Raw genomic sequence first — 12,700 nt, forward strand, 5'->3', positions numbered from 1 at the left:
CAAACGCAGCCTCATACTTTGGTCTAAACAACCTTTGGATGAGGAGGGCGTCGCCATGAAACGATCTACCCCGGAGCACCCAAACCGTCGCTCCCCGAGCGAGTCGGCTCTGCGCTCGGCCTGTGATTTTCTGATCCACCACGTATTTCCGCGTGTGAACAGACAGGCAGGACAAAAAGTCCGGTCTGGCGCAAGCACCGATACATCAATTCCTGGCAGGAGTATGGCGTATGAAGATTCGTCTCGTCCAAAACGGAATGATCACCCTGATTGACGATATTGAACAGACCCAGTTCCCGCCGAGAAACGGCTTTTATTGGATCGATGCCTCGCTGTTTGACCTCGATGTGCTGCAGCACCTCTTTGGCCTGCACGACTTGGCGATCGAGGACTGCATCGACGAGGAGGAGCAGCGCCCGAAGCTGGAAGTGTACGAGGACCATTACTTCATCGTGATCAACAGTGTGGAATTTGGGAACCAGGATATTTTTTTGCGCGAGGTCAATCTGTTTCTCGGCGGTCACTATATCATCACCGTTGCAAAGCACGACACCGGCCTTTACCCGCGGGTGCTGCAAATTATCAGAGAAGAAGAGGTCAACCGGCCGGATGCCTTTCTTTATCATCTGGTGGATCAAATTGTAGAGAGTTTTTTTGAGGTCGTGGAGAAAATCGAGGACTTGATCGAAAAGCTGGAGGAAGAAATCCTGGTGAATGCAAAAAAGGCGCAGCTCCACCAGATTATCGGACTGCGGAGTGAAGTGTTGTATGCACGTAAAATGCTCTTGCCGCAGCGGGATCTGATCGATGCTCTGCACAAAAAAGATCTGCCGTTGATCGACCGCAAACTGCGGAAGTATTTTGGAGACATCCTGGAAAACGCAGTAAAAATCGTGGAGAGCTTCGAAACGTTCCGGGAGCTGATCGGCAACCTTCGTGAAGCCTATCATTCTTCGGTAGCTGGCCGTGCCAATGATATCATGCGGATTTTTACAGCATTGACCACAATTTTCATGCCGCTCACGATTGTGACCGGAATATACGGCATGAATTTCGAGTATATGCCCGAGCTGAAATCTCCGCATGGCTATTATATCGTTCTGGCCTTTATGGCTTCTCTGGGAATCGTCATGTACCTGATCTTCAAAAAGAAGGAATGGCTCTAACGGTACGGGCGGGCACGGACGCTAAAACAGCCCGTCGCAGGAGACGATCATCAGGTGGAGCCGTTTGGATAAATCGTATTCATACGGATTTGCTACGGGACTTCCGCTCTCATCGTACAAGATGCGAACGATCGGTCTGCTCGGTGTCCCCTTGTTGTAGTCCACGACAACGCCAGACTCACCTGTATTTAACACGACCGTCAATCCCAGCGGGTAAAGCGCAATCGTATCGCGAAGTCTTTCGACATATTCTTTGGCGTACAGTGTCTCGACACCTGTGTACAAAAGCTCCATCGCCTCGTGGGGCAGCATGGGCGGTCTATAGACGCGATGGGTCGTCAGCGCGTCAAAAACGTCGCAGACCGCCATCAGTTGCGCGTAGGGATGGATCTCGTCTCCCTTCAGCCCGCGTGGATAGCCTGTCCCATTTATTCTTTCGTGATGCTGAAAAGCGCAATGTGCCGCCAACAGCGGAATGTCATCCTGGCGCCGCAGCATTTCAAAGCCTATTTCTGTGTGCTTTTTCATTGTTTGAAATTCATCATCGGTCAGGCGTCCCGGTTTCTTCAGAATTTCATCGGGAATCGACATTTTTCCGATATCGTGGAGTATGCCTCCCACGCCGATATCCAGCACTTCTCTCTCCCCAAAATCGGATTTCAGGGCCAAGGCTGTAGAATAGAGCATCACATTAAATGAATGCGCGAAAATGTAATGGTCGAACGCGCAGGCATCAGCCAGCAGGTTCATGGCGGAGTCCTTGCCCTTTAGTTCATCTGCGACTGTCGCAAGTACCTGCCTGATTTGCCTGCCAAACTGCCTGTCTGAAAACATTTGCTGCCATTTCTGGGGACTTTGGTGGGAAGCGCGGAATGTCTCGTTGATTAGCCCCATTGCTTCCCGCCGTGTCTCTTCCGAAACGGGCGCCTCTACTACAATATCCTCTGTCCGTTTGTCCTGTATGTATACATTGGTGATGTTCATATTGATCAGCCGATTGATCATGCGCTGTGTCAGGCTTACTCCTGCGCCTACCAGGATGGTTCCGTTCTCCGCGTAGACAGAGCGAGCCAGCGTGACACCAGGCTGACATTTATGAATAGAGAGTAATCTCATTTCCATTCTTCGCCTTTCTTTCAAAGTACCCCTATTATACCGCGATTCAAGATTCTTCTACATTTCTTTTTCCTGATTTTGTTGTATTTTGTCGAAAAAACGCCTCGTCCCCAGGACAAAGGCGTTTTTCTTCTTAAAACATTTTTCGTACCGCATCCCGCCCAATCGTTCCGGCGGCAATGCCAAGCTTCTCGGCAGTGAGAGTGACTGACTCCAGCGGAGCGTCCAGCAATTCTTCGATCGTTTTGACACCGACCGCCCGGCCCGCAATAATTTCCCGGCTAGCCAGCTTTTCATTCAACAGACCCACATCCAGGGCTCCGCACATGATATATCCTTTATCCGTCGTAACCGCCAGCAGAGTGGTCTTCGGCAGGCGAACCGTAACAGCGATGGCAGTTCCTTCGGCAAAATGAACAGGCTGTACCTCAATCATCGTGAGTTCCTCCTTCTTTTCAGCTTCACGTAGGCGCGCTACCATCCTATGATATTGCTGGCCGGAAGGTGTCAGTCATCAGTGGATCAGAGAGACGGGCGGACGCTCGTCATCCATCGCTACCTTTCGCTTCATGACTTCAATCATGTAGGTGGCCAGCATATGAAACAGCTCTTCTTCGTCCATCTCCGTCACAAGCTTGATGAGATCCTGATGGGATTGTTCGTCCAGAATACCTACGATAATCGCAACGATGTCTTCCTCGTCGCCGTTGAAGTGCCCTTTGTACATCTCGTATACTTCATCGATAAACCGCATGGGCTGCCCCCTCCTTTTCCCTGTTAGCATGCCCTATTCCACGGCCTGCTTTTCGTCAGGAAGGCGCCAGGGGGAGCCAGCGAGGCTGGAGAGCCGCGGCAATCAGCTCCGTATCAGCCAATGTTTGGGCCAGGATTTCCCGAAGCATTTCCGGGAGGTAAAAACGGACATCGGCCCCTTCCGCCAGTTCGGGAAACATTCGATTAAACATGAACATATCGATGGTACCTACGCGATAGGTGCGTCCGGCATCCAGCGCTTCTCCGTTGACCTCGACCCTTGAAATTCGCGGGCTGTCCCCCGTTTCATACCATACGTGGAGACCGTCTATTCCCATCCATCCCGTCACCTTGCCGCGGAAGCCGAATCCCCGCAGCTCCCGATTCACGGTCTGCGGCTGGATCGACTGCTGCAGCACTTTGTAAAGCTGCTCGCCGGTTATCGAAACAGCGCACGGGTTGATCGGGTGGGGTACGCAGTGAAGCAAATCCCGATAGCTCACCCTTCCATTTTTCAAAGGAGCGAGCAAAAGGCCGTTGTTGGCCAGGCCCACCTCTGCTTGTGTCCATTTTCGCAGCGAGGCGGCCAGAATCGAGCCGAACGCCGTTTCTTCCGTCCAGGAGATATTCAGGTTGACCGAAAGCTCAACCGCCGTCTGATCGAGCCGTTTTTCTGCCGCCTCCTGTTTTTTGGCTAAGAGGGCGTCTAATACCGGTTCAGACGGATACTCGCTGGAAACAAGCAGCTCTGCAGATGCCTCTCGCACTCGTTTCGCCACTCTGTCCCACACCAGCCGCACATGTCCGACGTGGCGGCCAAACACGCCTGTTTGCGCCACCAGTGTGCCGTTGATGTGTTCGCCCCGCTCCAACTGATGATGAGTGTGGGCTCCCAAAATGACGTCTACTCCCTGAAGCTCTCGGGCCAGCCTGCAGTCGTCGGGATAGCCCAGATGAGACAACAGAACGATAACGTCTACATTCGGACGCAAGGCTGCCACTTGCTCCCGCAAATGCTCGAGAGGCTCTTTGGATTCCCAGCCGAGCAGCTTGTAAAACGGGGGAAAGGACGCCGTGACACCCAAAATGCCGACACGGAGATCGTCCCACTCATGAACGGCATGCGAGGCCGCCCAAGGCGGTATCCTGCCGGTTGCCGGATCGATCAGGTTTCCCAGTACAACTGTAAAGGTCGCCTGCTCATAGAGAGCATCCAGTCTTTCTTTCGGAAAGGTGATTCCCTCGTTGTTTCCTATCGTCACATACTCATAGCCGCTGTGGTTCAGCACTTCTACATTGGCCCGTCCCCATGTGGCTTCTGTCTTCACATCCATCCGGTCAGCGTGATCGCCGATGTCTACTGTCAATACATGCTCTCCCAGCGCTTCCCACCTCTGTCTGTTTTGCCGCAGACAAGTGGCAATGCGGGACATGCTGGAAAAATGGCTGTGCACGTCATTGGTGTGCAAAATATGCAAGGTACAGGTGTCCGCCACGACTTTCCCTCCCTTTTCTCTCTGGTATCTTTTCCGCTATGACGTCTATTGCGTTGGGTTTCCTGCAAGCCCGATTTACTTCGTCACCGCTTCCCCGATCATCTGAATCGCCATGCCCAAAATCAAGATGCGGAGCACCAGCACGATCGTCTGCCCTTTCATCCGGTTAGCCGCCAGTACCCCCAGCTTGCCTCCTGCCCATGCACCCGGAGCCAGCATCGCCGCGTACAACCAGTTCACATGGTCATGCAGGATATTTGTCGCCGACCCGACCATTGCGGAGAAAAAGATAACCAGCATGGACGTGGCAGCGGCAATATGGGGCGGAAATCGAAACAGGATCATCATCGCCGGCACCATCAAAATCCCTCCGCCTACGCCAAACAGCGAGGAGACGATCCCGACCAAAAAAGCGACAAAAACGGCAAGCCAGCGATTGTAGCCGTATTCGTACTCCACGCCTTCCGCATCGACAAATCGCCGCCGGACATCCCAGTTCACGCTGCGCGGCTTCAGTTTGTCCTTTACCATCATCAAGGCAAACATGCTGAGCTGAAACAAGCCAAACAACAGTGAAAATGCCTTTATTGGTAGTAATGTATTAAGATAGACACCGACAATAGCACCGGGAGCACTGCCCAAAAAAAAGAGCAGCGCGGTTTGGATATCCGCTCTTTTCTGTTTGATATAAGAAACGGAGGAGGACAGGGCCGTCACTCCAATCACGATCAATGACGTACCTGCCGCCATCTGCGGGCTGACAGAACCTGGTGCATATACGTTGCCGAGATAAAGCAACGCCGGGACGAAAAACATGCCTCCGCCCAAACCGGCGATGCTGCCGACGACTCCAGCGAACAGGCCGATAATGAGAAACATGCCTGCCAAAGCATAAATCATGTGCTACCCTTCTCTCTGATCTAGACTCCGCCTCCCCGTCCTTCCCGGAACGGGTCAGAAGAGCTCCAATTGGCGGGGATTAAGACCGACAGGGTCGACACCCAGCATTTTCATAAACTGCTTGGCGTTCCCCACTGCGTCTCCGCCGGAGTTGTTGTTAAACAGGATGCATACTTCCTGCGCTTCCTCTGCTACTCTGCGAATGCGCGGGACCCACTCGGCAAGCTCTTCCTCCGAGTACTTGTAGAGGTAGCGGACATCTCGCCATTTCTGTCCCTCGCCCGGATCACGCCATCCCGAGACGTTCCGCCCATGGAAGCGCACCAGAGCCAGGAACGGATTGGTCACCGCCTCTACGATAGGAACAGAGCCTTTCCCCGCTTGCGGCTCGTCGCACAAGACGTGTGTCGCATCGAGATTCCTCAGCAGCTCCAGTGTCTTTTCCCGAAAACGGGGTTCAAACCAGCTCTGGTGACGAAACTCGACAGCAACCGGATAAGCGGCCATCGTCTGACGGCAAGCCCGGAGGTATTGAACATGCTCACGCGTGCAGTCAAACCAAGGCGGAAACTGAAACAGAAGCGTCTTTAGTTTGCCCGCTTCTACCAATGGCTGAATGCTTTCCTCAAACTGGCGAAACAGCTCCCGCCGGTCTGCCGGAGCTTCGCCTCGCTGATGACCGGTCATCGCTTGATAAGGCTTGACGATAAAACCAAATGACTTGGGTGTCTCGCGCACCCATGTTTGATAGTGAGTCTGTGGTAAAATGGCGTAAAAGGAGCTGTCCAATTCCACGATAGGAAAATGACCTGCGTAGACGGAGAGCTTGTCCTGATTGCGCACTCCCTGGGTATACAGATCGTAATGGTCTCCCCAGCCGCACACTCCCACATGAATCGTATTCATGGATAGACAACCTCCAGGAGGTATATTCTATGTTTCCCGACCTGCTAGGCGAACCCTTTGGGTTTAAGCATACCAAAACATGTCTGGACCGAAAAGTAGCGAAACGCCTCCTGGCCGAAGCCAAGGAGACGTTCCCTCTGGAGTATTCTGCTCTGTTGGTGGGCCATAAAGCCAGTATTACCGGCCATATCCCGATGCCCTCCGCCCATCACACCACCGATGCCTTCAGATGGGACGGCTCCGCTTTTTTCCAGGCGCTGCAGATCATCAGACAGCGAGAGCTGCAATGGCTCGGAGTCCTGCACAGTCACCCGACTGCCCCGCCTGTACCCTCCGCGGCCGATCACCGCGGCTGGCATTACCCCCAATTGGGCTATTGGATACTGGGATTGGCGGGTGATGACCCCGAACTGAGGCTCTACCAGTGGGAGGGCGGGTCCTTTTTGGAGCGTACTTTCCAGCTTTATGATTCGCCTCTACTTTAAGCTTCCGGTCTGGTTTTGTGTCTGGTTTTGTGTCTGGTTTTGTGTCTGGTTTTGTGTCTGGTTATGTCCGGTCTGGTCTGTTCTGGTTTAGTCCGGTCTGGTCCAGCCTGGTCAGCTCAAAACCATACTCCATCCTGCTTATGTAGAAATCAGGCTATTTCTCTTGTCCCGGACTTTGTGCTTGGCTGACAGCATCGGGTGGAGCGATTGTCGCAATCGAGCTCGTATCCTCGCCTACAGGAACTTTTTTCGCAGTCTGCACGGGCGGAGCGTATCCGCCGGTCTGATCTGCTTTCATGAAGCTGGAAATGATCTTATTCATATCTACACCGGAGACGTCCTTGAGCATTTCCGGCAGTTGGGCCATCAGCTTGGTGACGTTTCCGCTCAGGCGGTTGACGCCGTCTCCCTGGCCTCCGCCGGCATCGACGATCGTTACCTTGTCGATCGCTTTCATCGGCTCGGCAATCTTGCCTGCCAGCTCTGGCAGCATCTTGGCGATAATGTCGAGGACAGCGGCGTGGCCGAATTTCTCGAATGCTTCCGCCAGCTTCTGTTTCCCTTCTGCCTCTGCTTCCAGCTTCAGGCGGGTTACTTCCGCTTCCGCACTTCCTCGCGCCTTCTCGGCTTCGGCAATCGCAAGCCCTTCCAGACGCTTCTGCTCGGCCTGTGCCTTTGCCTCTGCCTCGATGCGGTACTTGAGCGCGTCCGCCTCGCGGATTTTCTTCGCTTTTTCCGCTTCTGCCGCCTGCTCTACAGCATAGCGGTCGGCATCCGCCTTTTTCTTGACCTCGGCATCGTACTGACGCTCGCGGCGCAGAATTTCCTTCTCTTCCAGCTCGATCTCTTTTTGCTTTCGGACGATCTCGATCTTCATTTCCTCTTCCGTTACCTGCTGCTTGGCGACTGCCTCCTGGAGCTTGTAGGCTTGGTCAGCGGAAGCTTTCGCCTTGTCCTGCTCTTGCTTGAACGCAGCGATTTTCAGTTCCTTTTCTTTTTCCGACTCGGCGATGTGCGTCTCTTTCAACAGCTCTGCCTTGCGCGCCTCCTGCTCGGCCTGTGCCTGACGAATCCGCGCTTCCTTGTCCGCCTCCGCCTGCGAGATCGTCGCGTCCCGCTTCACAGCGGCAATCTGGGGAATCCCCAGCGCTGCCAGGTAACCGTTTTTATCGCGGACATCCTTGATCGTAAAGCTGACCACGGAGAGGCCCATTTTTTTCAGGTCTTTCGCGGCAACGGCTTGCACCTCTTGGGCGAAGCGCTCCCTGTTCTTGTAGATCTCTTCTACCGTCATACTGCCCAGGATGGCCCGCAAATAGCCTTCCAGGACTTCCTGCGCCTCTGACTTGAGGGCGTCATCCGTTTTGCCCATGAACTGCTCGGCCGCCGTAGCGATATCCTCAATCGAGCCGCCTACCTTGATAATAGCCACACCGTCGGCCATGACCGGAACGCCCTGCTCCGTGTACACCTCGGGCGTGGATACATCCAGCTTGTGCGACAGCAGGCTGAGGAAATTGGCTTGCTGGAATATTGGCAAAATAAAGGCGCCGCCGCCGCGGACGATTTTCATTTTGCGTCCGGTTTCATCGCTCATGACGTTTTTGCTGCCCAAAAAGCTTCCCGTCACGATCATCGCCTCATCTGCGCCGACTGTCTTGTAGCGGGCCCAGAATGCGATTCCCAAGACGACAAAGACGGCGACGACAGCGACGACTGGTACGAAAAAGGTCGAATCCATCATACTCATCACACGCTCTCCTTTTCCATTGGATTTTGAAAGGGAGTGACATACAGAACGTGATCCCGGACATCTATGACCACGACGCGCGTTCCCTCGCGAATGGCTTCACGGTCAATGCTGGCCGCCATGTGATTGGTCGTGCCGCCGACCATGGTAATCAATACTTCACCCAGCCCTTCAGCCGGTATGCTCGTCAACACCTCGCCTACCATGCCTTCCAGTTGTTTCATCGAATAGCCGATCGAGCTCTCCGCATTTTCCATCGGTTTGACCCAGACAAAGTAAGCGGCAGCAGCCAGCATTAGCCCAATCGCTACAGCTATCGCAAAGACGAACCATTGTGAAAAGGCAGTAAACCGGGTCAATAAAAAGCCGCTGGCTCCAAATGCTGTCAAGGCGCTGACCAAAAGAATCGGCTGCAGCACCGGGAGATCGATTTGACCTAGCAAGTCCGAAACGGTATCCCCGAAAAAGAGCGTTATCAACGTATACAGAAGTCCCGTACCCATGCAGACAAGATAAATGATGTCCCACGTATCCATCCTGTCACCCCTTTCCATTTATGTCTCTATTGTTCATACGAACCAGGACGGAAAATGTTTCAAAATGGTGAATGTTTTTGTCGGGCGGTGCCGATTCCGAAGGATCACTGTCGCCTGGGGCATTTACGGCGCACTCGCTGGAAGGAAAATCCACGTATGTATATGCATCGTTCCGCTCTACTCCCTCTAGTAAGAAAGACGGACCAAATGGCATTCGGATTCTTGTCTTGTCATGAAACAGCGGCCCTGCTGCAAAACAGGACCGCTGTTTCTATGAAAGCATATTGCCAAGATAGCGAGGCATATAGCCGGTTTCTGTCAAAGCCTGTATCACCTGTTCGCGGCGGCCTGGATGGAACAGCGGCAGGGAGCGGAACTCCTCCAGCGGAACCCAGCCCGCCCATTCAATCTCTTCATCCTCTAGTCCTCCCGGGATTGGCGTCTGGTCCTCCCCGATCAGCCTGGCCAGCACCCCAATGCCAATGGTGTGCTTCCCGTTGCCGGTGCCATCAATTCTCTCGTCCACCCATAGCATCCGGTCAAACTCGACTAGCAAACCGGTTTCCTCCCACACTTCCCGGCGAGTGGCATCCGGGATTGTTTCGAGATAATCGACGACCCCTCCAGGCAAATTGTAGCAGGGATGGCCTGAGCATTTTTCCTTGATCACCAAAATCTCACCCTGATGCTCCACCACGACGGTGACCCGCATACGAATTTCGTTCATTTTTGCTCGCTCCCTTTACATGACAGGGGGACGCATGACATCCAGAGAGTTGACCTCAGCATCCGCAAACTGTCTCTCCAAAGCTGCCAAGCCTTCGCGGCTCAAAAACTCTGCCTCCGACCCGGATATCGCGTGCAGCATTTTGAACCAGACTACATCGCTGCCATTGGTAAAGAGATCAAACCCCTCTACTTCAAAATCAGCGGGGGTAGCGAGGACAAACTGCAGACTCGAGCCCTTTTGGATCGGCTTGCCGAGTGCGAAAACATCCCCGTTTGCAAATCCTCTGCCTGTTTCTTCCCAGCGGCGTGCGACCTCGGCGGCGACCCGACCCAAGTGCGAAATGAAAGCGCCATCAAAATGGTACGAGTAGAGCATGCACTCGACTCCTCCACTCCTGTGCAGCTCCAGCGTAGTGTATGTCCACCAGCCGCGCTCGCGCGTAGGCGGAAACACGGCAAGCAAAGTATCCGCCTTTTCCGTATAATAGAGCTCTCCGTCACTGCCAAACAAGCGGGAGCAGTGGTCGTACAGCTGCCTTGCCACCAACATATGTGCGTCCCCGTTCTTTTTAGTCGTAAAATGATGACTTCATCTGTTACAAGACAAGCCCAGGCTTTCTTTCCAATGGAAAGAACCCACCCGGTCAGCAAATGCTGCACCAGGCGGGACCTCTTGGCAAGACGTGACTGTTTGTACCAAAAGCATGTCTGTTTGCTTGTAGAATTTCTTGATATAGCCAGACTTTTACTTGCAGGCCCTTTTACATTATAACATAGCTTCGAGGCCCATAGCCTCTTCCAAACGCAATTGCTTGCGTGTTTAACAGCCTTCCAATATGATGCCCGGATGATCCCACATCTATGATATGCATCGGACATTCATTGAGTGAAACCGTGACAACCAGAAACCCGCATGAAACCATTTTGAGAATTCCCTGGTTTGCTGTATCGGCTTAAACAAATTCTTACGTTGGTAAGCTTCATAAAGGCTAAAAGAGTAGCGAATATAAAAAATATTGTTTTATCGTTGAAACGAAACTGTTAGACTTTGGAACAAACCATTATATAACAATAACAAGTCAGGAATGGGGTACCTATTTGGACTCAAAAAAAGCGTCATCGGGCAAGAAAAGAAAAACAAGCGGGAAGAGTGAGTCTTTACAAAATGTAGACGAAGCAAGACTGCTGCCAGACTCGGGTCCATGGATGAACAGTGCTCTCTTCCCCGACAGTTCCATGTATGCCATGGCCGTTACGAAGCTTCGGGCCGCGGGGTGTGTATTTGCTGAAGAGGAAGCCCGGATGCTCCTCTCTGCAGCGCAAACGCCGGCGTCGCTCGCCGCCATGGTAGATCGGCGGGCGGCCGGCTTGCCCCTCGAACATGTCATCGGCTGGGCAGAGTTCTGCGGCCTGCGGATCGCCGTAGACCCGGGAGTCTTCGTACCCCGCCGCCGCACCGAGTTTCTCGTTCATCAGGCCGCTGCGCTCGTCCGTCCGGAAGCTGTCGTCGTTGACCTGTGCTGCGGCTCCGGTGCGGTGGCAGCCGCTTTGGCCGCAGCCTCGGAACGAATCGAGCTGTACGCTTCAGACATCGACCCCGTCGCGGTCCGGTGCGCACTCCGCAACGTCACCGCCGCTGGCGGCCATGTATACGAAGGAGACCTCTTCGAACCTCTCCCAGGCAACCTCCGGGGACGTATCGACGTCCTGGTCGCCAACGCGCCTTACGTCCCCACCGAGGCGATCAGACGGCTACCCCCAGAGGCCCGTATGCACGAGGCATTGCTGGCCCTCGACGGAGGTACAGACGGGCTTGACATCCAGCGGCGTGTAGCGGGCACAGCGCCCCTCTGGCTGGCACCGGGCGGCCATCTGCTGGTCGAAACCAGTCAGCGCCAGGCTCCGTTGACTGTCGAGATCTTCTCTCAAAGCGGACTGATACCGCAGGTAGCTAGCTCCGAGGAGCTGGATGCCACTGTGGTCATCGGAACCAGGCCTGTCCTAACGATTTGAATACACAGAAGCAGCCCTCCGTCGATAGAACCGCTGGAGGGCTGCTTGTACATTCCTATTATTCTGGACAGGGTTTGAAGGTAAGGAAGTTCCAAGAAGGTTCAATTTTGTTGTTTCAAGTTCAAAAACTTTCTAAACTCAATCCCTTGTGTACTGTTTGGAAGTATCCCGCTCTTTGCATCTGAAGTAAATGGCATCCACTGCCAATCTTCCCCTCCGACAAAGCCAAGTTGTGACCATCTATCAAGCAAGTCAATGAAGTTATTTGCAAGTATGCAGCCATGACTCGTGCATCCATCATGGCTTAGATAAACAATTGGAGGATCTTCCCCCTGGCTTAGGTCAAAGGCAAGAAAATCACCATTCCCTACATCATAAAAAGACAGCTTGTCATGCCATACAGCATCATAAGGATCATGTGGGTCAGGAAATACCACTCTTATCCACTCTAGTCTGTCCTGTTCTAACTCAACTAATTTAGACAGATCCCAATGCATATCTCCGGAAAATATTCCTCTAAACTTTTCCGGTAATGCAATTTCATCAGGGAGAAACCATCTGAAACGGAATCGGGCTGAAAATTCCAAAAGAACTTTTTTGAAACTTCCCGGCAAGCAAACATGTAATTGCTCTTCAATATCCTTGATCTGTTTATCCGAAGCGGGTTGTTTTTTAATGATCTCGTAAACCTCGCCATTCAAGGATTTAATTCGGTCTCCAAATGTATAAATTCGACTCATGAGAACATCGTAGTTCATCTTTACATACTGTCCCTCCGTCTGTACTGAGACTCGCTTCCATCTATTGTATCATCCAATTGTTTAAAAAAGTAAATCCCTAAAAAACTAAT

The 12,700-nt window shown here is 53.0% G+C and carries 14 protein-coding genes; 3 read left to right on the forward strand and 11 right to left on the reverse strand.

All coding sequences use genetic code 11. The features are described 5' to 3' along the window. Positions 1-230 precede the first annotated feature (230 nt). Positions 231-1,166: a magnesium/cobalt transporter CorA gene (gene corA, locus NST37_RS20365; protein ID WP_024983064.1), complete on the forward strand. Its 936-nt coding sequence runs from the start codon at positions 231-233 to the stop codon at positions 1,164-1,166. Between the two features lie 21 nt (positions 1,167-1,187). Here corA and NST37_RS20370 read toward each other — a convergent pair whose 3' ends face one another. The 6 genes from NST37_RS20370 to NST37_RS20395 form a co-directional block, all read right to left on the reverse strand. Continuing rightward, positions 1,188-2,288 (reverse strand): HD-GYP domain-containing protein, encoded by a 1,101-nt coding sequence (locus tag NST37_RS20370; RefSeq protein WP_003392374.1) that lies wholly within the window; start codon positions 2,286-2,288, stop codon positions 1,188-1,190. A gap of 127 nt (positions 2,289-2,415) precedes the next feature. After that, positions 2,416-2,718 (reverse strand): DUF1805 domain-containing protein, encoded by a 303-nt coding sequence (locus NST37_RS20375; RefSeq protein WP_003392376.1) that lies wholly within the window; start codon positions 2,716-2,718, stop codon positions 2,416-2,418. A 78-nt stretch (positions 2,719-2,796) separates the two neighbouring features. After that, a complete protein-coding gene (locus tag NST37_RS20380; RefSeq protein ID WP_003392377.1) occupies positions 2,797-3,036 on the reverse strand; it encodes a DUF6154 family protein in 240 nt (79 codons plus the stop codon). Between the two features lie 55 nt (positions 3,037-3,091). After that, positions 3,092-4,531 carry a bifunctional UDP-sugar hydrolase/5'-nucleotidase gene (locus NST37_RS20385; protein ID WP_003392378.1) on the reverse strand — a complete coding sequence of 480 codons (1,440 nt, stop codon included), beginning with the start codon at positions 4,529-4,531 and terminating at the stop codon, positions 3,092-3,094. A 75-nt stretch (positions 4,532-4,606) separates the two neighbouring features. Continuing rightward, positions 4,607-5,431: a sulfite exporter TauE/SafE family protein gene (locus tag NST37_RS20390; protein ID WP_024983062.1), complete on the reverse strand. Its 825-nt coding sequence runs from the start codon at positions 5,429-5,431 to the stop codon at positions 4,607-4,609. Positions 5,432-5,485: 54 nt separating this feature from the next. Then, positions 5,486-6,337, reverse strand: coding sequence for a DUF72 domain-containing protein (locus tag NST37_RS20395; protein ID WP_339185716.1), 852 nt, complete (start codon positions 6,335-6,337; stop codon positions 5,486-5,488). Between the two features lie 29 nt (positions 6,338-6,366). Here NST37_RS20395 and NST37_RS20400 point away from each other — a divergent pair, with 29 nt between their 5' ends. Then, the gene (locus NST37_RS20400; RefSeq protein WP_003392381.1) at positions 6,367-6,822 is read left to right on the forward strand and encodes a M67 family metallopeptidase; all 456 of its coding nucleotides are present in this window, start codon (positions 6,367-6,369) and stop codon (positions 6,820-6,822) included. Positions 6,823-6,976: 154 nt separating this feature from the next. On the opposite strand, the gene NST37_RS20405 is transcribed toward NST37_RS20400, so the two are convergent. From NST37_RS20405 to NST37_RS20420, 4 genes are all read right to left on the reverse strand, one after another. After that, complete coding sequence (locus NST37_RS20405; RefSeq protein WP_051925517.1) at positions 6,977-8,566, reverse strand: flotillin family protein; 1,590 nt, start codon at positions 8,564-8,566, stop codon at positions 6,977-6,979. A gap of 5 nt (positions 8,567-8,571) precedes the next feature. Continuing rightward, a complete protein-coding gene (locus NST37_RS20410) occupies positions 8,572-9,108 on the reverse strand; it encodes an NfeD family protein (protein ID WP_024983060.1) in 537 nt (178 codons plus the stop codon). Between the two features lie 271 nt (positions 9,109-9,379). Further along, positions 9,380-9,835: an NUDIX hydrolase gene (locus NST37_RS20415; RefSeq protein ID WP_003392387.1), complete on the reverse strand. Its 456-nt coding sequence runs from the start codon at positions 9,833-9,835 to the stop codon at positions 9,380-9,382. A 15-nt stretch (positions 9,836-9,850) separates the two neighbouring features. Further along, the gene (locus NST37_RS20420) at positions 9,851-10,387 is read right to left on the reverse strand and encodes a suppressor of fused domain protein (RefSeq protein ID WP_003392389.1); all 537 of its coding nucleotides are present in this window, start codon (positions 10,385-10,387) and stop codon (positions 9,851-9,853) included. A gap of 656 nt (positions 10,388-11,043) precedes the next feature. Here NST37_RS20420 and NST37_RS20425 point away from each other — a divergent pair. Next, on the forward strand, positions 11,044-11,850 hold the full coding sequence (locus tag NST37_RS20425; RefSeq protein WP_228006871.1) for a putative protein N(5)-glutamine methyltransferase: 807 nt from the start codon (positions 11,044-11,046) through the stop codon (positions 11,848-11,850). A 101-nt stretch (positions 11,851-11,951) separates the two neighbouring features. On the opposite strand, the gene NST37_RS20430 is transcribed toward NST37_RS20425, so the two are convergent. Next, positions 11,952-12,608, reverse strand: a complete 657-nt coding sequence (locus NST37_RS20430) for an SMI1/KNR4 family protein (RefSeq protein WP_003392394.1) — start codon at positions 12,606-12,608, stop codon at positions 11,952-11,954. Positions 12,609-12,700 lie beyond the last annotated feature (92 nt).

The sequence above is a fragment of the Brevibacillus sp. FSL K6-6036 genome (assembly GCF_037964015.1).
In the GTDB taxonomy this organism is placed as follows: Bacteria; Bacillota; Bacilli; order Brevibacillales; family Brevibacillaceae; genus Brevibacillus; species Brevibacillus borstelensis.